Below are 24,304 nucleotides of genomic sequence, written 5' to 3' on the forward strand. Positions count from 1 at the left end.
AGGCCTGAACGACAGAGGAAGGCTCCAGATCTGGCAAAGGCAAGGAGTTGGGCGCATTATTGCTGTATCTGTAACGCCGGTGCCGCATTCGGCGCAAACACACGGACTGGAGCAACCGAGTGGTATTGTCGCGAGCATAGCCATCTGATGCGCCCCGTGCCACCGGGGCCAATGCCTCGTGCTGCAGGCCGCAACTCATGAGCAAAGGGTTCCACAAGGGGCTGAAGCTCATGTTCCTCTTCCTGATATACGATGTGCAAGTTGATTGGGCCTACGGAAAAGAAACCTGTTCCAATTTGTTTTTCGCAGGAGAGATCCCCACTCTAGAAGGTGAGTTTGGTCATGGGACTGTCCTGTGCAACACCGCTTATGCAGTAATGGACTCTCCAGTAACAAAAGGTCCGATCTGGTCGGCAGAGTATATCGTCGAAGAAAACCTAGAAGTTGCGGCTCGTACCAAGCGAGAAGGATATTTCTATCCGGATGCCCGGCTTCCTGCAGGATATCGTGGGGAGTTGGCCGACTGGAAGCATAGTGGCTGGGATCGAGGACATTTGTCCCCATCCGGTGACTTCGCCGGTCTGGCAGCTCAGCAAGAATCCTATGCGTTATCTAATGTTGTCCCACAGGCACCGGGTTTGAACCGCGGAGCATGGGAAGGAATTGAGGCCGCGGTTCGGGGGCTCGCGAATGCTGAGGGAGAACTCTATGTTGTCACAGGAGTGCTGTTTTCTCATGAAAGAGCCAGTGTCGGCCCGGATAGAGTCATGATCCCGTCAGGCATGTGGAAAGCTGTCTATGATCCCATTGCAGAAGGAGCCGCAGTGTATGTCTGCGCAAACACAAATCTGCCCGATTGCAAGATCGTCTCTTTAGATGTTTTGTACCGTTGGGCCGGTGTAGATGTATTTCCATCTCTGGCACTCTCTATCAAACAGCACATCATGCCGATGCCCGCCATAGAAGAGAGCCCATATGCAGCAAGCGTTCGAACCGAGCAGTCACGAGCAAATGGATTTAACTGGAATAATCGTCACGTCAAAGAAGTGTTGCGTTTGCTGCAGAAAGCACTTGGTCGATAGGTTGTAAACCTCTGTTATTTACAGATAATTACCCAAAACTCTTTGAATTTTAAGAGGGATTAAAGTATTATTGCAGAAATTACAGGAGGTGTAACAATGGAAAAGACACTTATCGCACCGACAATTACTCAGGAAGAATCACAGCGCCGTCGGCGAGCTGTTGAAGAAGCACGAGCAGCAAATTTCCGCCAAGGCTACCTTCATGATGCGGTGCTGGAAGAAGCGAATGAGCGCTTTATTCAGGGTTTGATTTCGCTTGATGATTTAAGAAAAGAAATGCGGCAGGCCATTCAGAATAACCGTTGAGCGCTCTAGGATGTCAGAGCATGATTTAAAGCACGGTTACACCTACCCCAATGTGTCAGATGACCCGGATCAGCGCGATGTCTTGAGGAACCGCTTAGGTATTCGCAGTCATACAACACTGAGCCAAGCCGAATACCGTATTACAAATGATCGATGGATCGAAATTCAGTTTGGTATGGGACCAGAAGGAAATTTCGGAACAGCGCATCTCAAAGCCATTCATAAGCACCTTTTTAATGATATTTATGAATGGGCAGGTCATACACGTAATGAAAGCCCTGTTGTTGATGGTAAACCAGTTGAGACCATTGGCATTCTGAGGAAAGGTAAAACGACTTTCCTGCCAGGTTCACGCATCGAGATGGGATTAACAGAAGCGCTCAGACCTCTTGTAAAGCCCGAGCTACTGAAAAATGTATCAGTCCGACGTTTCGCGGCCGTCGCAGGCAAGGTTCTGAACGAGTTGAATTATGTCCATCCTTTCAGAGAGGGGAATGGCCGAGCTCAGGAAGCTTTTATTTCTGAGCTCGGGCGGCAAACAGGTCACGACGTGCGGTTCTCGGTGATTAGTAGACCGCGAATGATGGCCGCCTCTATTGCGGGCATAGCTGATCCCGACTGCAAAGCTATGCAGGATCTGCTGGAAGATGCTGCTGATCCGCTTCGTAGCGCTGCGTTGACTGAGACATTTGGTTTTCTCAGACAACTAGGGATAGAGCCTCTGAAATGCGATATCCGCACTGCACGGTCGGGAGAAATGATCTCCGGGACAGTGATGAGCATCGCGGCACAAAGCTGTTGCCTAGATAGTCCAGAGCAAGGAATGATAGTTATTCCGGCTCATGAGGCACAATCCTTCAAAGTGAAAGCAGGGGATCCCGTAACCCTGACAACGGCAGCGCATTTTGAGAGAGAGGGCGGGTTTAGCCGCCTTGCTGCTTCACTGGCACCCAAACCTAGTGATCCTGCTACGTCTTCTTCCGAGTGGTTCGAGCGGACAATACGGCCCAGATCTGACCAGGATAGCCCATCAACAGGTCCAACACAGGCCGATCATTCAGTCACACGTAAACGTCCATTTTCTCCTGGTGATCGCTAATCGCCGATTGTTTGTAACGATTGGGTATCCGGAAAAAAAAACTACATCAAGACGGCTCTTGCTAGGTGTTGCGTGTTCTTGTTATGTTCCGCACAGGAGAGCAGCTATGAGTGATTACAAAGGGGATCGTACGACTGGTTTCGCTTCGCCTGCAGCTGATGCAGTCGAAGGCCCAATTGATCTGGCGGATGTGCTGGATTTACGGCGGCCCAGTCGCTATCCGGTAAGGCTGCGGGGTGCAACATTCAGAACACGTGGGATCATGGACGGTGATATTTTGATTGCCGATACGTCGGGCCAGCAGATTTCAGGCCAGCTTGTGATTGCTAGTGTTTCTGGCGTGTTTGTCCTGGCGGAGCTGCAGTCCCGCAAGGGTGGCTGGTGGCTGATCTCTGGGGATGATATGCGGGAGCCTGTGCGTGTTGACCCTGCGTTGGACGTAGAAGTCTGGGCCAATGTGTCTGGCGTTGTGCGCGAAAAGCCATGACAATATATGGTCTGATTGATTGCAACGCGTTCTACTGTTCGTGTCAAAAAGCTTTTGACGCGCGCCTGAAACGACTGCCTGTGGTCGTTTTGTCAAATAACGACGGATGTGCGATTGCACGATCATCTGAAGCTAAACACCTCGGAATCAAAATGGGTGATCCGTGGCATTTGATCAGAGATCAGAAGAAACTGGGCGAAGTAAAGTGGTTCAGTAGTAACTATCCATTATATGCTGATATGTCTCGTAGAGTGTATCAAGTTCTGACAGAATATACTCCGAAAGTAGAACCTTATTCTATAGATGAAATGTTTCTCGACTTAAGCGGGTTATCCGGCTCCCTGAGCGAGCGGTGTGAAACAATTAGAAGCCGTGTCGAACAAATTACAAAAATCCCAACATGCATTGGGTGGGGAGCAAGTAAAACAATCGCTAAACTTGCAAACTATATTGCAAAAGACAGACCCGAATTAGAAGGCTTGTGTGACTTAACTGACGATCGCGTCAGAGAGCGTTATTATCGTAATTTACCAATAAGTGAGATTTGGGGAGTTGGTCGGAGACTTGTACCACGCTTGAATAGTGTAGGCATACGCACCATCGAACAGTTTGTAAAAGCTGATCCCGCGCAAGTCCGCCAGATCATGACAATGACAGGCGTAAGATTGCAAGCTGAGTTACGTGGAGTTTCCTGCCTGGAGCTGTCAGAAATGGCTGATGTTCGCAAAGGTCTGGCATCCACGCGTTCATTTGGTAGGCCTATCACATGTTTCTCTGAAATGGCGGAAGCTGTGGCGGGATTTGCAGTGAGGGTGACTGAAAAGCTTCGTGCTGAAAAGCTTGATGCAGGGCACGTGAGTGTTTTTGTCCAGACAAATATACATCAGCGTTCCAACGGATGGTATGCCAACCAAGCCAGCATAACCTGTGCTCCGACTCAGGATGCTTTGACGATGATCGGTATTGTCACTCGGTTACTTCGCACGATCTGGAGAGATGGATACAGATATAGCAAAGCAGGCGTCCAGCTCAATGATCTTGCTCCTTGTGGGCGACAATCCTCTTTATTTGATAAGCCTCACGAACAGACATCTGCGTTGATGACAGCCATGGACACTCTTAATAGGCGATATGGACGGGAAACAGTCAGGCCGGCTGCTACAGGCGTTGTAAGGTCATGGCGTCCACGGCAGGATATGCTGTCACCCCGATATACGACAGAGCTTTCTGAAATAACTGAAGTTAGAAGTTTTTGAGAACAAAGCAACTTCAGTTATGTTTCAGTCCCGTCTAAGGCAATGAATAGACTACGCGCTTTCCATCGAACAAAATTACCCCATTTTTTTCTAGGTCAGTAATGATTTTTTCAGCGGACATGGTGATTTTATTTGCTGATACCTTGTTCATAGTCCACGAAATAAGAGATTGACGGGACGCTGGACGACTTTTGTCATGCTTCTTAAGCATTTCCAAAATGAGCTGTGTATCTAATTTAAGAGGCGGTGGATGTTGAGCAGAGCGCAGTCCTCGGGACGGTAAGGGCAATCCCAGGTGAGGCCTGCGGTTGATAGAGACGCCGCGTTTGGTCAGAAACTGGATAAGGGGGTCATACCCCTTGTCTTGGGATATGATAAGGAAACGAGCTGAGGGCATACGGGCAAGAATAAAACCAGTATGATGCGCAATGCACATGTCGAGAGCGTTTTGTCCTGTTCCTTCAATTTGAATGTATTGTGCGCGGGAACCCAATGCCTGCATCTGGAGCGCCAGTTTCGTAGAGATTTTCGTTTGTAAGGCACCCATAAACAGTAATAGATGCATGTCGGGCTGACTTAGGTAACTCAAATCCTCAGTCTGAATATTCTCATAATCAATTAGTACAAACAAAGGTTTGTCGTTCCCGCTTTCAACTGCAGAAGTGCAGTGTTGGCCGTTAGTAATGATATCCATAACCGTTACCACTAATTGTTGCGATTTCTATAAAATGAAATTTGTTCTTTTAAAAAGGCATATTTCCTTTTTACAATACCTGTAAGCCAGTAATTGGCTCGATAGAGAACATAACCCAATACCGCAAGCGTAAGGAATAGGCCCCAGGCAGCGCCCATGGTGAGTATAAGAAGTGACCTTTCTACCCGATCGGGCTCAATGGCCATTGTGCATAAATCACGCTGATGTCGTGTTTCGCTACTCAACTGGACGGAAGGGGGGAGACCTTTTTCGCCTTCGCGCATTGCTGGAAGGGTTGTGGGCAACCAGGCTCTGCAGCTTTCAGTCATAGCTCGGGTTTGGTCCCGCAAGAGCGGAGAAGGCTCCGGAATTGTGCTCGTAGGCTGTGTCGTTTTAGGGGCTGGTGACGTGGTTTCTGCTACCGCGAACGCAGGCATGCCCCCAAGCAAGATGAATAGAGGCAGGATAAGTTTTGCAGTGCGGACGGCTCTGCCATGGCTGGCAGTGCAGTGGGGATGAGGCATGAGTGGTTCTCCTTCAAGGAGGAGTATTCCCTCTCATCATGCGACCAGATTCTCTTTTTTAAACGAATCTGGCGAGACTAAGTTTTTCGTCGCATCCTGTGACGCAAAGATAGGGGCTCACGGGAATAAGGAGACGAAACTGTTATGCAACATGGCGTCAATCCGAGTTGTGACGCGCTGTGCACCTGGGAAGATACTGGAATACAGGGTGAACACCTGAAACTGGAGGAAACATCCACCAGTGTGGTGACATTCCGCACTCCAAGTTCACCAGAGGTGAGAGCGCGTTATAGGCAAATTGCCCAGGATGGAGAAGGAAACGTACCGCACCCCCGTTTTGGTGATGGGTGGCGGTTGCGTGTCGATATCCTGGGTGAAGATGGCAGCATAGTCGATGGGAGTGTCTTTTTCAGACTGTTCCGTGGATCTGAACAGATCGTCAGACCATATTTGTTAGGGCTGATGACATGGGACGAAGACATGCGTCTTGGAGTGTTGATGACTGCCAGCTTACTAGGTTCCCTTGGATATGCTCAGGGAAAGATCAACCCGACAGACAAACCCAAAGAAATCAAAAAGAGCGGCAGACTTCCCCAACTTATTACCCTGATTTCAAACACGCCGCATGGGCCGCGTCCATCTGAAGCGCCGCATATGATGGAACTCATTCACGAAATTGCCGCCGTCCTCATGCAGGAAGTGAAGAGGCGGGTTGGAGAAATCGCTCCCCCACCACCTGTGGTGAAATTCTGTCTGTGAAGGAACTTATTGTGAAATTAACGTATAGCCTGCCACTGGCAGCTCTTGCTGGTTTGGTGACACTGTCACAGCCGGCTGCAGCGCAAAACATGATCAGCAGCGGGACGAGCCAGTTCGCACCAAAAACCACGCCACATGCTGTTCCCACTCTCTTTTCTGAACATCCAGCCTCCTTGGAGCAGTTGCTGAATTCTGGATATGAAATCCGTTCCAGCGCCAGTAGCGAAACAGGTTCATCCATGATTCTTTTCCGACCGGCCCAGCCAGACCAGAAGGCATCATGGGTAAGGTGTGAATTGATTGGCGACAAAAACGGCAACGTCGTGTTGCGTTCGAGTCATAATGTTACATCAGACTGTCGAAATTTGAACTGAGAAGACCAGGCGTCTTGCGGTATTCAAACACTCGTTTTTTAGTCAACCACACAGGTCCGTTATGACAACCAAGAAAACTTCTCACACCAAAAAACCAGTCGTCTCCAAAGTTCCAGAAGATCCTGCACGGCATCGTTATACAGAAGAAGAAATGGATGCGCTTATCGATAAAGCGTGGCCAGAGGAAAAAGTGGAGGCATATTTCCAAGCCGAGCGAGACGATGCACCTATTCCTGTTGTGCATGATTTCGCTGTGATGAGGCCCCAGACGGCGCGGTTGGCAAAGGCTCTTGCCGACATGTTTCCTGGCCAGTTTAAAGGCGTGGAAATCGGCGCGTGGCCCCCGATCAATGCAGAAGATGGCATGATAGATGTGATCTATCTCGGAGAGAGCTGGATTGTACAGCTTGGATATGACGGGTACGAGCCCTCAAGACTTGGTTTTGTCAATGCGACATGTGACGGGCTGGACTACCTGGAAGCGCTCGAAATTGATTGTGGTAGCTACCAGAAAGATGGCTTTGATTCCTATGAGGCTGAGTTTCCGTTGACCGATGAAGACCGGGAGGAATTCATTGATTACATGCAACGCAATTTTAACCGACCGGCTGAAAAGGTCATTCTTGTTCGGGAAGATGATCGCGAAGCAAATCAGGCAAATGGGGATAAGGTCGTTCCTTTCCGCAAGCCCTCATGATGTTTTGCTACTTCCGTTAGACGTTCCCAGGCATGCTGGAGCAGCTCTGAAACAGAGTTGTTCCGTATGCTTTTCAGCTCCTTCGTAAATGTTTCACTTGTGTGCACCACTGAGGAAAGCTCGGGGGCAACTTCTGCAGTCCCCGTCATGACAATTCTACTGAGTGTCTGAATCCGAGAATCTATGTGACGGACGATCATATAGACGGCATCACAATGGCCGGCATTTTGCCGAACAGGACTGTATATTTTCTCAGACCACCCACCCGGCAGAGTTAGCCGCCAGTAATCGTTGCGAACATCCCCACTCAATCGGCCTCGTAAGTGTTTGGTTTCAATGACGAGTATGCCAAGCGCCGTCAGCGCGATATGATCAATCTGCGTCGCGTTTCCAGATCGGGTTGGCAACACAATATCATGGAGACTGGGGAGACCACATTCAGCAAGAATGTTCTTGACGTCCGTCTCACCTTTGCGCCCCTGAATGTCAGATTTGAAAGCTTTCAAGAATGAGTTTTCTCGTGCAGACCGCAGGGCAGGACCGTATCGCCGACGCATCAGATGTCCCCCTTTTTTTGGGAGACTTGCAATACTTGCTTGCGGCGTCTGGCTTCCCGCTGGCGTGCACAAACTAATTCACGGTTGCGAGCATAGTATCGTTGATGCTTTGACATGTTATCGCCAGAGGTTCGTGGGTAATGAGTTGTTTTGTGCGGTGAACCATTGGGTGCAATGACAATGCTTTCAGTTTCGACATGGGACGTCATGACCGAAGGCTGATGACTGGATTTTCGCGGCATTAGAAACTCCTCACTGATCGGGAGACAGTTTGGAGTGTGGTGATGCGACGAAAAATACTCATTTCTTCAGGAAAGAAATTTTTATGATGCCTTGAGCGCACAGAACACCACGTTCGCCGCAATGGTGCGGCCTGACGGCCCGCGCCCTTAATGGCGCGCCATTGCCCCGACCGGTTGTCTGTGCCCCACGAAATTGAGACCAAAATTAAAGGATCTCAATGATGAGTATATCCACAATATCAGTCCAGACACTCACTGGCCCAGCCTCGCTCCTCAACAGGCTCGTGAAAGAACTTGTTGAGGGATACTGTCACTCCGAAGACATCATGTTTCTGGATGACAATACGGTACAAATTTCACTTTATAACGGCTCTGGTTCGACCCTTCTCCATCATGCAGATGCTCTTTCTGTAGAATATCCAGCACTGGAAATCCGAGCCGTAGAATGGGTTGATTGTTTCGAGGACGTCAGTGTTGCTTATTGGAAAAGCGGACGTAAAATCTACCAATGCGATTTGTGCGAGATCGTCTCGTGTGAGAAACCTGAAGGCTACAGCGGCCCGTTAGCCGATAAAAGGATCAGGTTTTGGCAAGCCGTGCCCGATTTAAAGATGGCGATAGAGCATATCCTGCCTGATTACGATCTGATGGCACTCTCAGGGCTTGTAACGTTGGCTGGTGGTTGGCTTGCCCTGCATAATGCAGACAGCAAAGTTCTCTTACGGCTCCCTTCGCAACCCGACCTGAACGATGGATGCTTTGTCCAGCTTTCATCTGAAATAGGGCGCGTTGCTATCGTGCAGGGCATAGATCGCTACGGATGTTGTGCGTCTGAACATTCAGTTTCTTATGCGGATGTAACAGCCCGTTGGCCAGAGTTGCGACCGTTTCTGCGCTCGTATTGGCGCTCAGGAAAAAAGCAGCGCACACGCAATAGAAGATGGTATCGACTTCAACAGAGAATGGCCGGAAAGCCAATGAAGTGGAGATTATCGCTTAGACACAGTGAGGATCTGGATATTCCTTTCTAAAACAGGATCCCTCTGACCGAAACGGTCTCTCGCATCAAGCGGTGGCTCCTCGTCCGTCTGGCTGCGCCAGACGGCCTGCGGTGCCGGCGCTGCGCGCCGCGCATGACCCGACAGCCCGCTCCGGTCGGACATGAAGGAGTTCAAAACTCCTAAGAAAGCGACATCTCATGTCCTATCGTATTGTTTACGACCTCGCAGCCACGAAGTTTTCTTCGGACACTCTAAACGCAGCGTTCCCAGATCATGGGTTTTCTAGTGACCAGTATCTCTTCTTCGAATTGGGTGGCGACAACAACCTCTATGAATCCTATGCGTCCCGCCAGCGCACCCTCCAACGGCGTGTCAGAAACTGGTCACTGATTGCAATGGGATCAGAGTGGGAAGTGATGCGTCAGCTCGTCACTTTTGCTGCGTCATGTGAAGGGGGCGGTATGCGGTTCAGTGGGGCATCTGAAACGGCCGCCGAGACATACATACGCAAATGTAGGGTAATAGTCTCTGAGGCAGTAACGCCTGATACCCTCTTGCAAAGAATGGGCTGTGGGGTGTCCCTGCAGATTGCCACACTCGGTGACGAGTGTCCTGAGTGGAGAAAGAGGAAAATCGAGACGCTGACGGCACTTCTTGGTCAGCCTGGAGGAACAGACACTCACCAATGGTTTGTCCGGCCCCTGCATGACATGAAGGATGCGGCCGCTTTATTTGCCTTTGGCTACATGGACGGTAGGCCAATTTACAACATGGCAAGCGTCTCAGTCGTCCACCAGTCCAAACGCCCTCTGATGAAAGACTTGGCGATGCGGAAACAGCACGCATTCTAATGCCAGAGTTATCCCACCTGCATAGTCTGTTGTGCAGGTGGGAGGAGAGCGCTTCATCGTATCTGCGCGGCTTTCATCATGAAACCCCAGGCTAACATTGCTGTCACGGTGGTAGGAATCAGCATCAATTGGGCAATGGTCGTGTGACCAGAACAGGCAAGGCAAATGGCGGTGCAGCCTATCGCTACTTCTGCAAACTAGTAAGTTAGGCCTTGGGTTATCGTGCGTGTGTTGTCGTTGTGATCCATCATAAAGTGTTATCCTTTTTAGGGCACATTGCTGAACAGTGAGTCCGAGCCACCACACAATGCCGCCAGAAAGGCAGGAACTGTTAGTAAACAGAATGCGATTATACACTGTCTGCGTTCGCTAAACCAAAGCCTTGTCACAATAAAAACCACAACAGAGTAGAGCAACAGAATTAAAACTGCGTTGAGACTAACGCTATCACTATCCATGCCTCGCTTCCCATTCCTGTATCGATGCTTCAGGTGTCATCCATCGTCATGCGACCGAAAACGCGAATGGGACATTTTATTGAATAGTCAGACTTATTTCGTTTTAGACGTGCGAGTGCGGCGATCTTCTATGCCTTTCACTTTCGCACCAGGACTACGTCGCCCAAGAGAAGTGCGCTTGGCAATCGCTGCCCGTTGCGCAGAGTAGTTTGGGGCTACCATGGGGTACTCGGGAGGCAATCCCCACCGTGTTCGATAGTCTTCAGGGCTCATGTTGAAATGTTTCCGAAGATAAGACTTCAACATCTTGGTTTTCTGACCATCCTCAAGACAGATGATGTAATCCGGGAAGACGGAACGCTTGACCTCAACGGCAGGAGAAAGAGCCTGTTGGGGCTGTAGGACAGTGTCATCCAATGGCTTAGAGGCCGGTGGTGTAACTGTCTTCTCTTGAAACGCTTCAGGAGTAGGCTGGGGCAGGGTGAGTGTCTCCAGCGTTGAATAAACCGATCGGATCAGACCTGGGAGTGCGTCAGCACTAACCGTGTTATGACCGACATAGGCTGATATGATTGCTACAGTCTGATTGAATTTATGTGTCTCAGTGTCATGCCCTGATACTGATTTTGCCATTACGCTGCTCTCTTTGGTTTCCAAATGCCGTCACAAGACTAAATCTTTGACCTGTAATGGTTTGACCTGTTTAACATGTTGCCTCTCTCCGGCAACTTAGTGATGTTCTTATGACGTTAACCCGTCATTTTGGCCGTTGCAGGGCTCACAGGGTATGCCCCTTAGAACATGTGTTTTGTTCTGACGCTCAATCCAGCCGCTTTCCCATCCGCACCGCTCACACGAAAAGAGGGCGACACACGTGTTTCCCGGTTTATAGACGCACCCGTGATCTCCGACATCAATCATATGCGCCAGAAACCGCCGGGGTGACCGTGGCTTTCTATAACCGAACAGGTCCGGTTGGCGAGGTTTGTATTTGCTCGCGGAGTGAGGAGAAACCATCAACAGCTCACTGGCTATCTTCGGGCGGGGTGTTCTGCTTGAGAGATTGGTCACTTCTTTGGTCTGACAGGACACAGAAGGAGGTCAGGCCAGCTTTAGACCTTAAGACATCGAAATGGGCAGACTGCTCTCGCGGAAAGGGAAAGAAGGGGTTTTCGCCAGAGGCGAGCTCAATAATACAGGGTCTGGCCCAGGGGCTCTTTGGGAGTTCCTCAATCGTCATCTTGTAGTCCTTTCAGATAATAAAATTCCGTTCTGCGTTTCTGTCAGGCTATGATGCGACCGAATAGATAAAAAACAGCCCGTCTTCAAAATTATGAAGAGAGTTCAGATCAGGTTGGGCTTTGCCTGTTGCAAGTTTCTCGTTTCCGACAGCGCTTGGTACATACGGGCCGGCCTCCATACCGGCACACTGTATGAATCCGATGAGATCAGATTATGCTTTGAGCTATCCAAGAAACCCAGCGCCTAGATTTCTTCGATCATTGAAGCGAGAAGATCCAGAAGCCAGCCCCCAAATCCGGCCATCAGCGCCACGTCGAGAGCGCTGAGCGCCTCTTTCTCATGGCCCAGAAGATAGAGGCCGAGCGAGAGAACAGTGCAAAGCGCCGTAACCGGAACAGCTAGGAAAACAGCGTAGCGGGTTGAGCGGCGGAGCCACAGCATCATCGTCGCCATGCCCGCCGTAGCGATATCGAAAAATGCAAAGGGAGTGCCGAGCAACTTGGCGTTGTTTCGCTCACGAATGGCCGCGATAAGCCATTGGACACCAAACAGAAGGAGAAAATAAGGCCAAAAAGTCGGTATGGTAAGCATCTGTATCATGTCCTTTTGACAAAGCAGACGCCTCGAATGAGGACGTTTCTTCTGCTGATGAAGGGCAGAGTGACGCGCAAAGATGCGACCGAATTGATAAAAACAGTCTTTCTTCAAAATTATGGTGAGAGTTCAGATCAGGTTGGGCTTTGCCAGTCGCAGTTTTCTTGTTTCCGTTTGCCCAGGTCTTGCGTGTGTCCCTTCAATAAGGATCCGGGACGCCCCTGTCGGGGTGCGTTCGCTCAGCATCTCTAGGCGGCCGAGCCGCCAAGAGATGTCGAGCCCCCTAAACGGGGTCTCGCCACTTTCGTGCTAATGCTCACCGTCGTTCTTTTCTATACTTGTCTTTACTGTCTTGCATGAAAGTAAATAAAGGGCATGCGGAAAAGAAAGCGGAAGTTATTAGGCAAGTAAACAAAAATAATTCATTTATTTTGTTGGTTTTATTGCATTTTATGCTTGCAATAGTGGGGCGGTTTGTACTATCTTTTACTTGTGAGAGGGAAATAACTCCCAAGCACAAAGCGCCCCGAGCCAGTGGTACGAACACTGAAACGGGGCTAACGCCAGACAGGAGACTAGATCATGTCAAACGCTGCTACCGCTATCGCTCAAGCCCACACCGAAGCGCAAGAGAAGAAAGCCAACAAGGCCAATAAAAACGCACCCCGCGTCCGTTCCTTTCAGGAAACCGTTGACCGCAAGGCCGCTGCCCCTATCGCCAGCCTTGAAGCCGTCAAGGCACTCATTCCCACCGATGCACAGGCCGCAGCCATTGCCCGCGCCTTTGCCATTGAGGAAGTGGACACCGATGAAGTGTTCGGAGCCGGTTTCAATTCCGTGATGGAAGAAATCAAGATCATGGAACCCATTCTTGCAACCACCGTAAACGGTGAAAAGAATTACCGCGCTCTTGAAATGCACATGCAGCGCATCGTTGGCGCACGTGTGGCCTCTGCTTTCGGGCAGGCCCAGTTCTACGAAACCAAGCGGCAGGCCGCCCGTGAAATCTCCTCAGGCTTTACAAACGACAACCGCGACGAAGATCGCATGGGCGTTGACGGGCAGGCCAACCGCGCCGCCTTCGCCCGCGAATTTGCCGCACAACTCGGCATGAAAGCCTATGGCCTGTCAGCCCTCGCAGAAGGTGCTGCCAAGGCTTACGCAGAATATTTTGGCTCTGAATGGAAGCCCTACAGCCGCACCTCTGCCCGCTCTCTTGATCGTCAGATTGCCGATGCACAGGCCGACGCTCTCGGGTTCTGATACAACCGCCGGGCGGCTTCGCCGCCCGGTTTTCTTTCCTTCAAACCGGATAGAATTTGATGGACACGAACCAGATTACAGACCGAGAGCGCCGCTTTCTCCGGGCTATTCTGCCCCCAAGGCAGACCCGGAAATCTCAGGAAGATCGGCTTAAGGCAGTAGCGTCAGCCTTGCAGACGATGTCGCTAAGTGTGATTGGGGTTGGTATCATAACCCCGTTTTTTACCTCACAAATGGGGGTAAATTGGCGTATGATGATGGTTGCCGCTGGCGTGGCTTCATCGGTGGAAGTAATTTCCTTGCTAACTCTGGCCTATATCCAATATCCTCCAGACAAGGAGAGCAGCGACCATGAATAACTTCACAATCAATATGATTGGCATCGTCGTGCCGTTCTGCATCATTACCGTTGTAGTGGGGTTTGCTCTCGGCCCAATACTCCGCCGACTGAACAAATTACGCGACAGGCTAGACGCTCAGGCGTCCCATCATTCCTGACAACTAGGCGGCCTCAGTGCCGCCTTTCTCTTATGCCTTGCACCAGCGCGGGGAAAAGGGGGCCAGCAGAGCTGGCCAACTATGAACGGCCGGGGCTGCGCCCCGGCAGCTCTTGGACTGTTCTCACGCTCTGACGATTCAGCCTCCCTGTTAGCTCAGTCAGTCTCTGCTCATGAGGGGGATCACTGCACCCTATTTCCTCTTTATGTGAGGCTGGGTGCGGGGGAGGGCGTTCTGGATAGTCTCACGCTTATGGCCGCAGGGCTGTATCGTTCTTGCCATGACCGGCATGACCTTATGTTTCCTGTCGGGTTGCTTCTTTTCTTTCTGTTTGTTTCAGCTTTTCCGGGTGGTTCTCTGCATTGTCCGGGGCGCCCCTGTCGGGGTGCGTTCGCCCAGCATCTCTAAGCGGCATAGCCGCTAAGAGATGTCGAGCCCCCTAAACGGGGTCTCGCCACTTTCGTGCTAATGCTCACCGCCGTCCTTTTCTATACTTGGTATTTACTTATGTATTTGTAAGTAAATAAAGGGCAGCCGGAGAAAAAAGGGGTTGTTTATTGGGGTTTATCCTCAAAAAACATAGATTTTATTGCGGGTTTTGTCATTTTTTTCTTGCACTCTTTCCGTATTCATATTATCTTTTACTTGTAGGCGGAAGAAACAACACCGCCAACGGCCAGTAAAGCCGGTTTCATCTGAAGTATAGCTGTGTAGGAGAAGTGTTATGGCTGGTTCCGTTAATAAAGTTATTCTTGTCGGCAACCTCGGCAAAGACCCGGAAGTGCGTCACTCACAGTCTGGGCAGAAGATTGTTTCTTTCACCCTGGCCACGTCTGATACGTGGAACGACCGCCAGTCAGGCGAACGGCGTGAACGCACTGAATGGCACAAAGTCGTCGTCTTTAATGATCGTATCGCAGATGTCGCTGAGCGTTTCCTGCGCAAGGGTCGCAAGGTCTATCTCGAAGGCTCACTCCAGACCCGGAAATGGCAGGGGCAGGACGGAAAAGATATGTACACCACGGAAGTTGTAATTCCTCGGTTTGGCGGAGAGCTGACCATTCTGGATACGCGACACACTGAGGAAGGCGAACAGACTGGCGGATACAGCACCGCCCCACGGAACTCTGGCGGCCGCAGTAACGGCGGTCAGGCGGGGGCATGGGATGCTCCTCAGTCAAACGGTGATCTGGACGACGAGGTACCGTTCTGAGTGCCCTTTTTTTCCTCTAAGGCCGGGGAGGTGCCCCGGCCAGTTCAGCCGGAGTATTCCTCATGTGTGATGTCGCAGAACTGTATGAAAGAGCCAATTCCGCCGCCAGCAAGGGCTGTGGCTGCTCTTATGAACTCTATGTTCAGAAACTGACAAGAGAGATTGATCACACAGCCTCTCAGCTCACTCCTGATCAGGCCGCCGCCCTGCAAGAGTATGCCAGACAGAAAGGGGACTATGCCCCAGACGCCGAGGAGGGGCACCTTGAGGGGTTCTGCTGTCACGGCATTGAATACGGCTGCTGCCCCGCAGGATGCGACGCGCCAGAGGAGGATGAGTGGGAGAGTGAGGACGAAGAGGCTGCCAGAATAGCCCTCAATCAGGAGATCATGGCAGAAATCGAGGCTGAGGAAGAGTTGGCCCGTTTGTCCGCCATTGCTGTACGTGATGCCCAGGTGCTTGACCGTATCAGCTCAATCCGCAGGAGATTGGCAGCATGATGCAGCTTGTCCAGGAACTGGGGCGGACGGCATTCCATATCGTGAATGGGATGCCCTCACCTTCCTTTGTCACTCTTTCCACACTCAGGCGGTTTGAAGGGCTGTTGCTTGATATTCAGGAAGACAGGCAGGCCTCTGCGTTGCTTCGGTCTTTGGTACCAGAGCAGGATCCAACGCCTCATGATGTTGCACGCGGGCTGGCCGACCTTGTTCCACTCCGGTTCCAGTTGCGTGGAGATCAGTCCTTCAGGCCCTTTTCAAGAGGCAGTGCGCTGGCCTTTATCGCTGCACGCCGACACGAGGCTCTTGTGGAAGGGTTGCAGGGCCTTGCTGAGCCCCTCTCACTCGCAGGAGCGGAATATATGGTGCACTACTTGCGGGGGCAGGATGGCGTGGTCGTTGGCCACCTCTGAAGGCAATCAAAAGGCTTGAAGCCTGAGTGTCTGGCATATACAATAAGGGATATACACGCAGGAGGCCATTATGCCAGTTCCTAAAGTGACTCCCCGACCACGCGAAGTAAAACTGTTTTGGAACAACCGCAGTCAGGCAGTGCGGATCCCGGTTGAATTTCAAATGCCAGGTGATCGGGTGCTGATCCGCCGTGAAGGTGAGAAACTCGTTCTGGAGCCAGTGAAAACGCCTCCTACGCTGAAGGAGCTTCTCATGGCATGGCGTGAAGAGCCGCAGCTCAGTCCCGACGATGATTTTCCTGATATTCAGGACGTTGCCGCCACACCGGAAGATATTCTGTGAGCACCTATCTTCTTGATACCAACATCATCAGTGATCTGGTTCGCAATCCTTCCGGCTTATGTGCGCAACGCATTGAGCTTATCGACCCCGGCGACCTTTGCACCAGCATCATTGTGGCTGCTGAGTTGCGTTATGGATGCGCAAAAAAAGGCTCTGTGAAGCTATTGAACCGGGTTGAGAGCGTGCTGGCGTTTATCCCCGTCCTGCCACTCGATATTCCTGCTGACGGTCAATACGGTGGCATCCGTGCCGAACTCGAAGCCGCAGGGCAGACGATCGGCATGAATGATCTGCTGATCGCGGCGCATGCCTACACCCTCAAAGCAACTCTGGTGACGAACAACACACGTGAGTTTATGCGTATCAGAGGCTTGAGGCTCGAAAACTGGCTGGAGAATGAGACGTGATCATCAAGCAAATGCTTGTCTTGCAAGACCGTTATTGAGGAGTTTCACATGCCAGAAGAGACTTATAAGCCAGAAACGATTGTATCCATGACTGTGGCGGATGATGAGGCTGAATCACAGTTCGGCAGTCTGATGAAAGCGGTCAGGAGAGAAGAAAATTATGACCCCAGCAGGCCACTAACAGTTATCGTCGAGCAAAAATCAGAGGGTTATACGAAATCACTGGTGGGCTGCTATCATGTATCCCAGAAAATAGTGGCTCTACTGGGGGATAAAGTCTGCGGAATTGAGCCTCACGATCCGAACCACCACGATAGTTCGGACGTCCTGTGGTTGTCTGGGTATCCAGAGACGGAATTGTCACTGGGTCGGGCTATCTTTGTGACCCCCGATACATCCATGGAAAAGCATTGGATGATTGACGATTGCAATGTGAGCAAGGTCGGCAGGAATGGAACATACTGGACCGTCACAGTGCCTGGGTCAGAAGTTATCGGCGTCGTGGAAAAGCTCTACGGCGGTAGTCCAGTTTGCGAGAGAGGTATGTCATGAATCTTGCCCGTGCAATCATGATCCGCAAGGAGCGGAAACGGCAACGCAGAGAGGGGGCAACCCGACGAGAGAGGCTGTCAGTCTCGCCTTTGCTATGGGATAGCCTTGCGGCAGACAGGCAACTCCAGCGGACCTGGAGGGCAGAGGGGGTGCCATTCTGGAAGCGGTTGCTCAGGGCCTTCCTGATCCAGGGATAAAAAACAGTAAAGGTTGGTCGGTCGCATCATGGCCAGCCAACATCACACTATGAAAACGACAGACACCCCCTCTTCTTCCGAACGCCCAGCTCTACGGCTCTCCGGTCGCCGACTGTTCCAGTGTCTCATGGTGTTGGGTTGGACAGAACGTCTCGCGGCCGAGAGATGCGATATGCATCGCACACAGTTTCGACGCGCCATTGCCGGGACATCGTCATTGCCTCCTGATCTCTCGGCATGGTTGCTCGATCTGGAAGCAGCATTTCTAGCGCGACCATCACCCCGTAAACGACTGCATGATCCGGCCTTTCAGGATCGCAGTTTGAGCACTGTCTGAACCACAAAAAAAGCCGCCATAGGGCGGCTTTTCTGTTTCTACGTGGTCGTGAGTTTTATACTAATTAGTGACCATATTTGAAACCAAGATGGCCATTTGACATGACAGTAGGAGTACATGTTGCAGAGGGATCTGCCTTAGCGTGATAAGGCGCAAGGTATTTCTGTGCGACCCAGCGTGGACGGAATGCAAAATCAAAGGTTTCGACATATCCATTCATGACACGGCCACCAATTTTCACGGCTATCTGATTTCCGACTGGTGCAATATCGGGCTCAGTGTCAAAGGGTCTTAACTTGAACGAAACAGGATGTTGGAAGTCCATTGCCTGTGCTGCGGTTTCATTCAGCATCATACACGTGTACCCAGCCAATGGTTTTACTGGTGTCAGGCCTGCAGCCAGAGCTGGCATTGGAGCAAGTGCTAGGACTAAGGCCAGTAGATTTCTTAATTTCATAATACCCTCATTAACTAGCAAGGATTGGAGAGGTTGCTGCTGATCCCATTTTGGAAGAAACATTAGCTTTCCATTGTCCGACTGTCTCTCCCGGTGAAATGCCGTTTTTAGAAAGTTGATCAGACGACATATTGGATAAAACTGAGGCCATAGAAGCGTTCTCGTCGGCCTGGGCTAGCTGAACTCCTGCGTGCGGCCCAAAGTTATAATAGCCTCTGGCATCAAGAGCTGTCGGGTTGCTAATTCCCGAATTCTGCAGCGTAGTGGCAGCATCCTTGAGATACTGCGCAGCGGCAACGGCCTGAGTGGCCGGATCCTGCTGGCCAGAAACTCCCGTGTTGGTGATACTGGATGCAAGGCTAGGGTTAGAGGCCAACGCCTTTTGCAGAGCTTCATTGTAGGTGCCGTTCGACATTTGAAATGCACCAGTAATGGATGAGTTGCCGTTTGCTGTATAAACGTTACGACATCCTGACTCGACAACGCAGGTTGCGGCCAGAGCATCTGGATTGACCCCAAGGGCGCTGGCATTTTGGGCTGCTGCATATCCCCACGACTGGGAATACATCGATTGCAGAGCATCAGTTCCGCTGCCATTGGATGTCGTTGTAGAGACCACGGACCCGCTACCGCTGATCTGCTGTGTTGTTGAGGAGGTCGGTGGTGTCCAGCCTCCCATCCCAACTTCCTGATAGGTTGCATTGACCGTTGGCGGCAGACCTGCAGGGACATTGACGGTCTGTGCCAATGCAGGATAAATAAAGAAGGAAGAGCCAAGCACAGGCCAGACCTTCCATGCGGATCGTCTCTTTCTCACGAGCATCTCCTCTGGTTGCGATGCAGTGATTTTCCCCCATCATCATGCGACGGAATTAAAAAAAGAGCGGGTAGGGAAAGTGTGTCCATTATGGTCACACTTTCATGGAAGACGCCCCAGTACGAAACCGATGAGAACAAGCACCATTCCCCAGAAAATGATGAGGCCAGTTGATCGCCATTGATACCGGTCGGCGATCAATTTTGCCCGCCGACTGATCTCAGGTTGCAAGGATTGGAAAACCTTGCTGACGACATCCAGAATGCGTTGCTCAACCATCCGTTCGTTGATCTGGTTCAGCGCCTTCGCAGCATCCACACCGTCCTGCAAGGTCAGCTCGATTGAGCGGCGTTCTGCCTTAACCAGGACGAGAGCCTCATTCAGGCACCTGGGCATCGCTTCGAGTGTGCGGTTTTGTGCCTCTAGCACGGCCAGTATGGCCAAGAAGAAACGCCCATTCGCACTATCCGGCCTGACAGTGAAGTGCTGAAGCGCATGCTTCAGCTCCTCAATTGCCTGCGCGGGAGTGGGTGGACTTTCCGGCTGTCTGTCGTTTTTCAGGCTCATGGTTACTCAAAGTCTTTCGGGACCGGCAGATCTTTGGGCATATCGGGAAGGAGACTAGGGTCAATCTGTGCAAGAAATTCGGGGAACGAGCGATGGAACCAGACTTCTGCCCGCATACGGTCAAAAAGACCGCTGGGTGGATGGCCCTCGACGTTCTTGTCATCAATGAAGTCTGCGTATGACATCCGGCGATCCGTGATTTCGTCCATACCGTCCAACTCGGGCAAGAAGTAAATTCCGCCATCCTCATCTGACACATCTACCGTGGCGTTCATGACAGCCGGTGTCTGACGGATTTTGTCGAAATGGCTGTTGTTTGTGTAACCCAGCGGCAGCAAGCCGCGGTTCATCACGATGATGCTGTGGCCGGGAAGAAAGCGACGCTTTTCCTGAAGATCCTGCAGATAGTCAGCGTCAGCCAGTTCTGTGCCGAGCATATACACCACAACGACCTTGATACCCAGTTTGGACAGTTGCGGCACAAGAGGGGTGCTGTTGATGATTTCGTGGAAGGCCGTCCATCCGCCCCCAATGTCCAGAATTACGTCCTTCTGTCGCTTCACCATCCCTTCGATCTGCTGTTCCAGCCAGGATTTCTGTTCCTTGAGATTGCCGGTAGCGGGTTTCTTTGCATTAGGATGGAAGTGCGAGATGGAGTGGGAGACATTCAGATGGTCCGTGTTCCAGACCTCCACATCGCCCCCTTGACGTGTAACGGTTTCCGTCAACGCATTCAGGAAAACAGTCTTGCCGGTGCGCTGCCGACCAACCGCAGTCAGGAGCACGGGTGGTTTTGTACGGGCAGGCTTGGCGGGTTTGGCCTGAACTGGGTCCACTTTGGTTGCAGTCATTGAATCGTCCTCTTCTGGTACGGCTCTTCTCAGTAAGGAGTGTGCCGTTCAGAAGGATTTCATCGTGTCATCATGCGACCAGATAGGATTTCTGGAAAAAAATTCAAAAAGCCCGCTCAGTCAGAATATTCTTCTTCTTCTCTCTCGCGAGGCGATTTGAATTCCAGCTCTTCGTCGGGAACATCCTCACCAGCAAGGAGGCGGTCATAAATGGCCCGTCTTTGTTTGATGATCTCCCGCAGGCCTGGGAGTTTTGCTTCCCCTTCCTTTGCAAGCATTGGAGCCCCCTGACTGTCGTTCAGCCGGATCTGTTCTTTTGCCATCGTGAGGTCGAATTTCGCCTGACCAAGGGTGAAACGGGCTCTGTCAATTTTCTGCTCCATAGTCTTGGAGGCGTTGGCCTGCAGTTTGTCGCGCTTGACCGTCAAAGCCTGACTTTGTGGTGCTTGCTGGACGGGTTGAGCGTCAGGTTGGGGTATCTCCACGAATTCTGGTGTCCAGTCAGATGGCAGTCGGCTGGGCATGATGGGCCCTGGCTTAGAAGGAGGAACTTGCACCCGATGACGTTCTTGCTTGTTCTGTTTGTGTGAAATCGCACGACAGACAACCCGCCATTTGCGTTCAATCTTTTTAAGATCCTGACGTGACGTGCCAATATTGATCCCATCATCAGCAGCCACAGTTGCGACGATTTTCCAGCTCGTTGTAACGAGCCGAAGTTCGGCAATAGCCTCGTGATGTTGATATAACCACTGGTACAATTCTCCACTTAGCGGCGGGCAGCTCGATTGTTGGGCGAGTTTGACGAGTTTTTCTCTTACAGACGCCATCATGTCCTCCTTGCTTCATGTCAGCATGTCTTTTCATCATGCGACCGAAACCCCCTCCCCATAATTTTCCTGTGGATGGCCGTACGTTTGCCGTCTGATCGCCAGTGGTATGCCCCTCGCTTGCCGCCATGATGCCGTCTGGTGTGCCGTTACATTGCCGTAGGGCTGCCGTGGTGTTGCCGATGGGATTGCCGCATGATTGCCGTAGGGTCTGCCGTAGGGTTTTTTAGGGCCTTCATACACCATTGCACCCTCAGTGCGGGCGGCTCCGCCGCCAAGGTTGGGCAGGCGGAGAAAGGGTGTCAGAATCGTGACTCCCTTTGGGGGGCCAATTCGTCTGATTTTTTTCGGAGTGAAGTCTGTTTTCCGTCGCATGATGGGCGGCAATGCTCGCGATCTCGAACAGCTGGAGAGAGGGTCAGATTAATGAACAGCGAGAGCGCGCAGCGGAGACTCCAACATCACAAGAAGCCGTTGGTCGTTGAGACTGATAGTCTGCGTTTTGAGGAACAAGGACTGGGAGCAGTATCAATCGAGGGCAAGCGCTGGGTTCTGGCAAAGGAAATTTGCAACGTATTGGGCATCAGGAACCCTATACAAGGGCGCAAGGGCCATTTCAGCTTCGTCTGGCGTGACGGCCCGAAGCGGCGATATCCGCAGCTTGCCGCCCGAGAGACGTACATCTTCGAGTGCATCGGCCGCTGCCTTTGCATCGACCTCGGCCAGTCTCTGGGTGAGCAGGGCCTTGCGTTCCGCTAGCCAAGTCGCGGCGGTTTCGGCGACCGGGATGGGCAGTGGCCCCGCCGCCCGCATGGCAGCGAACACAGGCGCGGAAATAAGCTGCTGCTCAACCGCTCTATATCGCCGGCTGCCCTCGACCCACATGTCGCCGGCGCGCAGCCGGTCTCGCAATTCGGTAAGAACACAGAATTCGAAGATGCGACGGTCAAGACCGGCTCGGTCGATCCGCCGACGCCAGGCGGGGCGCACGAAGCCGAGCGGGACACCCACGGGCAATTTGCGCAGCCGCCCACTGCCCAGATCGCGCATCGTAGCGATGGCACGAGCAAGGCCCGAGCAGGCAGGAACTGCGCCGAAGGTGAAGCTGGCGACAAAGGCCGGACCGATCTGACGGAGGATCGGAAGGTTGGATCGCGCAAGCTCGACAGGATCGAGCGGATCGGGACGCACAAGTTGCCTAGCCTCCGCGATTTCGGAGCCGAGGTCATCCCACCCGATTATCTCTGCAATGGCGCCGAAAGGATCCGAGCCGTTTGCCCTTGCGTCGATGATCGCGGTTCCGAGGCGGGCCAGCAGGCGGATTTTGCCGTTGATGGTGCGCTTGTCGCGTTTCAACGCCGCCTCTTCCCGGCGTTCGGCGCGCCGGAACATCTGTCCGATCAGTCGTTCGAACATTACCACGGCATCGTCGGTCAGGGCCACCTGCATTTCGATGACGGTGGCGATCGTCGGCACCGAGCGTCCAATACCGCACCAGGTCGGCTTCGTTTTCGGGCAAGGCGAACAACTCGGCATGTTGCGCCTCGGTCAGGACAGAACGGCGGGGCATCTGCTCAGGCCTTGGCTGGCCCCGTCCAGCCAATCCGATCGAGCGTGCCGATGAGGGTAGATCGGGGCACCTTAAAGGACCGGCACACTGACGCCTTGCTTGCACCAGCATTGAGTGCATCCGTGATCTGCTCGATCGTTTCCGCGTCGATGCTAGGTGGACGCCCCCCGTGCCGACCGCGCCGCCGAGCTGCGGCCAAACCCGCCATCACCCGTTCGCGCGTGAGCGCGCGTTCATATTGAGCAAGCGCGCCGAAAAACGAAAACAGCAATTCTCCATGGGGCGTCGACGTGTCCATCTGCTCCGTAAGTGATCGGAACGCCACGCCCCGGTCTTTCAGGTCGGTAATGATCGTCAGAAGGTTGGCCAGGGATCGCCCGAGGCGGTCGAGCTTCCAAACGATCAGCGTGTCGCCATGCTTCAGGTATTCCAGGCAAGCCTTCAACCCGGGGCGATCGTCCCGGGCGCCCGATGCTTTGTCGGAAAAGAGATGGCGCTCATCGACGCCGGCGGCGATGAGAGCATCGCGCTGCAGGTCGACAGACTGGCGATCGTCGACCGATGAGACACGCATGTACCCGATGAGCATGTGCGACAAACCTCTAAATTGATGTTGTCGCACACTAGATCAAAGCGACAGGGTTTGTCGTGCATAATCGGCCATCGTCATCGGGTTGCAGTCTGTTCGCGCCGCCGCCTGTCGACAAACATGTGATTTCCGCCAGGGTGGCTAGGCAGCTCCCGACAAAAATAGGAGGTTCCCTGGGCGTGTACGAATGTGAAATCGGCCATCCGCCAGTTCAGCCCATGAATGCGGCAGGACCGATGCAGCAGGACGTCCCGCTGCATCGGCGTCCGTTCAGGCAAGCTGGTTGCGAATATCCATGCGGTCGAAGTGCGCCCGCTTTTCGATGATCTTGCCGTCCTTCAGAGTCAGCAACATCAGCAACGAAAAGCGAAGCTTCTTCCCGGTCGCCGGGACTCCTTGATGCAGTCCGCTGTGAATGCCTTGGAAGACGAGATAGGCGGCGACCTTGTCGCCTTCGGCGATCAATTCGACAATGGGCATGGTCCAGTCGTCGAAGGCGTCGAAATTCTGCTTCTCCGACGCCACGAACCCTTCGACCCCGTGATGAGGCGTGTCCATCTGATGGTAGAACTTGAGGTCGGAGTGGCAATATTGCGCGAGAAGGTCGAATTCCCGGCGGTTGATCGCGTCGTAGAATGCCTGGACGACGGCCTTGTTTGCTTCGGTGGTCATAATCT

At 52.3% G+C, this 24,304-nt stretch carries 31 protein-coding genes and 1 pseudogene; 20 read left to right on the plus strand and 12 right to left on the minus strand.

Annotated elements, in window-relative coordinates; translation table 11 throughout:
- The first annotated feature begins 197 nt into the window (after window positions 1-197).
- From Abin_RS07685 to Abin_RS07705, 5 genes are all read left to right on the plus strand, one after another.
- Window positions 198-1,082, plus strand: coding sequence for a DNA/RNA non-specific endonuclease (locus Abin_RS07685; protein WP_052948193.1), 885 nt, complete (start codon window positions 198-200; stop codon window positions 1,080-1,082).
- A 96-nt stretch (window positions 1,083-1,178) separates the two neighbouring features.
- On the plus strand, window positions 1,179-1,388 hold the full coding sequence (locus Abin_RS07690; RefSeq protein ID WP_048845772.1) for an antitoxin VbhA family protein: 210 nt from the start codon (window positions 1,179-1,181) through the stop codon (window positions 1,386-1,388).
- Between the two features lie 10 nt (window positions 1,389-1,398).
- Window positions 1,399-2,487, plus strand: coding sequence for a Fic/DOC family protein (locus Abin_RS07695; RefSeq protein WP_084593532.1), 1,089 nt, complete (start codon window positions 1,399-1,401; stop codon window positions 2,485-2,487).
- A 106-nt stretch (window positions 2,488-2,593) separates the two neighbouring features.
- On the plus strand, window positions 2,594-2,974 hold the full coding sequence (locus Abin_RS07700; RefSeq protein ID WP_048845773.1) for a S24 family peptidase: 381 nt from the start codon (window positions 2,594-2,596) through the stop codon (window positions 2,972-2,974).
- Complete coding sequence (locus tag Abin_RS07705) at window positions 2,971-4,230, plus strand: Y-family DNA polymerase (protein ID WP_048845774.1); 1,260 nt, start codon at window positions 2,971-2,973, stop codon at window positions 4,228-4,230. Before Abin_RS07700 ends, Abin_RS07705 begins: the two co-directional genes overlap by 4 nt.
- A 34-nt stretch (window positions 4,231-4,264) precedes the next feature.
- Here Abin_RS07705 and Abin_RS07710 read toward each other — a convergent pair whose 3' ends face one another.
- On the minus strand, window positions 4,265-4,924 hold the full coding sequence (locus tag Abin_RS07710) for a PIN domain-containing protein (RefSeq protein ID WP_146867673.1): 660 nt from the start codon (window positions 4,922-4,924) through the stop codon (window positions 4,265-4,267).
- Window positions 4,925-5,592: 668 nt separating this feature from the next.
- On the opposite strand from Abin_RS07710, the gene Abin_RS07720 reads away from it, so the two are divergent.
- The 3 genes from Abin_RS07720 (at window position 5,593) to Abin_RS07730 (ending at window position 7,278) form a co-directional block, all read left to right on the plus strand.
- A complete protein-coding gene (locus Abin_RS07720) occupies window positions 5,593-6,207 on the plus strand; it encodes a hypothetical protein (protein ID WP_048845777.1) in 615 nt (204 codons plus the stop codon).
- Entirely contained in the window at window positions 6,204-6,581 is a 378-nt protein-coding gene (locus Abin_RS07725; protein ID WP_146867672.1) for an ABC transporter substrate-binding protein, read from the plus strand. Before Abin_RS07720 ends, Abin_RS07725 begins: the two co-directional genes overlap by 4 nt.
- 61 nt (window positions 6,582-6,642) lie before the next feature.
- Window positions 6,643-7,278 (plus strand): hypothetical protein, encoded by a 636-nt coding sequence (locus tag Abin_RS07730; RefSeq protein ID WP_048845779.1) that lies wholly within the window; start codon window positions 6,643-6,645, stop codon window positions 7,276-7,278.
- Here the strand turns inward: Abin_RS07730 and Abin_RS16165 are convergent.
- The gene (locus tag Abin_RS16165; protein WP_084593533.1) at window positions 7,233-7,835 is read right to left on the minus strand and encodes a nuclease-related domain-containing protein; all 603 of its coding nucleotides are present in this window, start codon (window positions 7,833-7,835) and stop codon (window positions 7,233-7,235) included. The genes Abin_RS07730 and Abin_RS16165 overlap by 46 nt on opposite strands.
- Before the next feature lie 526 nt (window positions 7,836-8,361).
- Here Abin_RS16165 and Abin_RS07740 point away from each other — a divergent pair.
- Together Abin_RS07740 and Abin_RS07745 are read left to right on the plus strand one after the other, a co-directional pair.
- A complete protein-coding gene (locus Abin_RS07740) occupies window positions 8,362-9,108 on the plus strand; it encodes a hypothetical protein (RefSeq protein WP_146867671.1) in 747 nt (248 codons plus the stop codon).
- Window positions 9,109-9,275: 167 nt separating this feature from the next.
- Complete coding sequence (locus Abin_RS07745) at window positions 9,276-9,929, plus strand: hypothetical protein (protein ID WP_048845782.1); 654 nt, start codon at window positions 9,276-9,278, stop codon at window positions 9,927-9,929.
- A gap of 551 nt (window positions 9,930-10,480) precedes the next feature.
- On the opposite strand, the gene Abin_RS07750 is transcribed toward Abin_RS07745, so the two are convergent.
- Together Abin_RS07750 and Abin_RS07755 are read right to left on the minus strand one after the other, a co-directional pair.
- Window positions 10,481-11,020 carry a MucR family transcriptional regulator gene (locus Abin_RS07750; protein WP_052948194.1) on the minus strand — a complete coding sequence of 180 codons (540 nt, stop codon included), beginning with the start codon at window positions 11,018-11,020 and terminating at the stop codon, window positions 10,481-10,483.
- Between the two features lie 852 nt (window positions 11,021-11,872).
- Window positions 11,873-12,220, minus strand: a complete 348-nt coding sequence (locus tag Abin_RS07755; protein ID WP_048845846.1) for a hypothetical protein — start codon at window positions 12,218-12,220, stop codon at window positions 11,873-11,875.
- 585 nt (window positions 12,221-12,805) lie between these two features.
- Between Abin_RS07755 and Abin_RS07760 the strand changes: the two genes are divergently transcribed.
- The 10 genes from Abin_RS07760 (at window position 12,806) to Abin_RS07805 (ending at window position 17,946) form a co-directional block, all read left to right on the plus strand.
- On the plus strand, window positions 12,806-13,486 hold the full coding sequence (locus Abin_RS07760; protein ID WP_048845784.1) for a hypothetical protein: 681 nt from the start codon (window positions 12,806-12,808) through the stop codon (window positions 13,484-13,486).
- 59 nt (window positions 13,487-13,545) lie between these two features.
- The gene (locus Abin_RS07765; RefSeq protein ID WP_035379253.1) at window positions 13,546-13,845 is read left to right on the plus strand and encodes a hypothetical protein; all 300 of its coding nucleotides are present in this window, start codon (window positions 13,546-13,548) and stop codon (window positions 13,843-13,845) included.
- Entirely contained in the window at window positions 13,838-13,984 is a 147-nt protein-coding gene (locus Abin_RS07770) for a hypothetical protein (RefSeq protein ID WP_166443789.1), read from the plus strand. Before Abin_RS07765 ends, Abin_RS07770 begins: the two co-directional genes overlap by 8 nt.
- 724 nt (window positions 13,985-14,708) lie before the next feature.
- Entirely contained in the window at window positions 14,709-15,197 is a 489-nt protein-coding gene (ssb, locus tag Abin_RS07775) for a single-stranded DNA-binding protein (RefSeq protein ID WP_048845786.1), read from the plus strand.
- A 62-nt stretch (window positions 15,198-15,259) separates the two neighbouring features.
- Window positions 15,260-15,697, plus strand: coding sequence for a hypothetical protein (locus Abin_RS07780; protein WP_048845787.1), 438 nt, complete (start codon window positions 15,260-15,262; stop codon window positions 15,695-15,697).
- Window positions 15,694-16,110 (plus strand): hypothetical protein, encoded by a 417-nt coding sequence (locus tag Abin_RS07785; RefSeq protein WP_048845788.1) that lies wholly within the window; start codon window positions 15,694-15,696, stop codon window positions 16,108-16,110. Before Abin_RS07780 ends, Abin_RS07785 begins: the two co-directional genes overlap by 4 nt.
- A 70-nt stretch (window positions 16,111-16,180) precedes the next feature.
- Window positions 16,181-16,453: an antitoxin gene (locus Abin_RS07790; protein ID WP_048845789.1), complete on the plus strand. Its 273-nt coding sequence runs from the start codon at window positions 16,181-16,183 to the stop codon at window positions 16,451-16,453.
- Entirely contained in the window at window positions 16,450-16,860 is a 411-nt protein-coding gene (locus tag Abin_RS07795; RefSeq protein ID WP_048845790.1) for a type II toxin-antitoxin system VapC family toxin, read from the plus strand. Before Abin_RS07790 ends, Abin_RS07795 begins: the two co-directional genes overlap by 4 nt.
- 48 nt (window positions 16,861-16,908) lie before the next feature.
- Window positions 16,909-17,412, plus strand: a complete 504-nt coding sequence (locus Abin_RS07800; protein ID WP_048845791.1) for a hypothetical protein — start codon at window positions 16,909-16,911, stop codon at window positions 17,410-17,412.
- A gap of 369 nt (window positions 17,413-17,781) precedes the next feature.
- Entirely contained in the window at window positions 17,782-17,946 is a 165-nt protein-coding gene (locus tag Abin_RS07805; RefSeq protein ID WP_255319340.1) for a hypothetical protein, read from the plus strand.
- A 64-nt stretch (window positions 17,947-18,010) separates the two neighbouring features.
- On the opposite strand, the gene Abin_RS07810 is transcribed toward Abin_RS07805, so the two are convergent.
- The 8 genes and pseudogenes from Abin_RS07810 to Abin_RS07845 form a co-directional block, all read right to left on the minus strand.
- Window positions 18,011-18,466 carry a hypothetical protein gene (locus tag Abin_RS07810; RefSeq protein WP_148315670.1) on the minus strand — a complete coding sequence of 152 codons (456 nt, stop codon included), beginning with the start codon at window positions 18,464-18,466 and terminating at the stop codon, window positions 18,011-18,013.
- Window positions 18,414-19,226 carry a hypothetical protein gene (locus tag Abin_RS07815; RefSeq protein ID WP_048845793.1) on the minus strand — a complete coding sequence of 271 codons (813 nt, stop codon included), beginning with the start codon at window positions 19,224-19,226 and terminating at the stop codon, window positions 18,414-18,416. The genes Abin_RS07810 and Abin_RS07815 overlap by 53 nt, the downstream gene beginning before the upstream one ends.
- A gap of 96 nt (window positions 19,227-19,322) precedes the next feature.
- A complete protein-coding gene (locus Abin_RS07820; RefSeq protein WP_048845794.1) occupies window positions 19,323-19,787 on the minus strand; it encodes a hypothetical protein in 465 nt (154 codons plus the stop codon).
- 2 nt (window positions 19,788-19,789) lie between these two features.
- Window positions 19,790-20,638 (minus strand): hypothetical protein, encoded by an 849-nt coding sequence (locus Abin_RS07825; protein ID WP_048845795.1) that lies wholly within the window; start codon window positions 20,636-20,638, stop codon window positions 19,790-19,792.
- 116 nt (window positions 20,639-20,754) lie between these two features.
- On the minus strand, window positions 20,755-21,471 hold the full coding sequence (locus tag Abin_RS07830) for a hypothetical protein (protein WP_174766859.1): 717 nt from the start codon (window positions 21,469-21,471) through the stop codon (window positions 20,755-20,757).
- 549 nt (window positions 21,472-22,020) lie between these two features.
- Window positions 22,021-22,950, minus strand: a pseudogene (locus Abin_RS07835) (Tn3 family transposase); the annotation flags it as partial.
- Between the two features lie 92 nt (window positions 22,951-23,042).
- A complete protein-coding gene (locus Abin_RS07840) occupies window positions 23,043-23,627 on the minus strand; it encodes a recombinase family protein (protein WP_040133501.1) in 585 nt (194 codons plus the stop codon).
- 270 nt (window positions 23,628-23,897) lie between these two features.
- Window positions 23,898-24,299, minus strand: a complete 402-nt coding sequence (locus Abin_RS07845; protein ID WP_040133499.1) for an ester cyclase — start codon at window positions 24,297-24,299, stop codon at window positions 23,898-23,900.
- Between the last annotated feature and the right edge of the window lie 5 nt (window positions 24,300-24,304).

Origin of the sequence: Acetobacter indonesiensis, assembly GCF_000963945.1 — a bacterium.
GTDB lineage: Bacteria > Pseudomonadota > Alphaproteobacteria > Acetobacterales > Acetobacteraceae > Acetobacter > Acetobacter indonesiensis.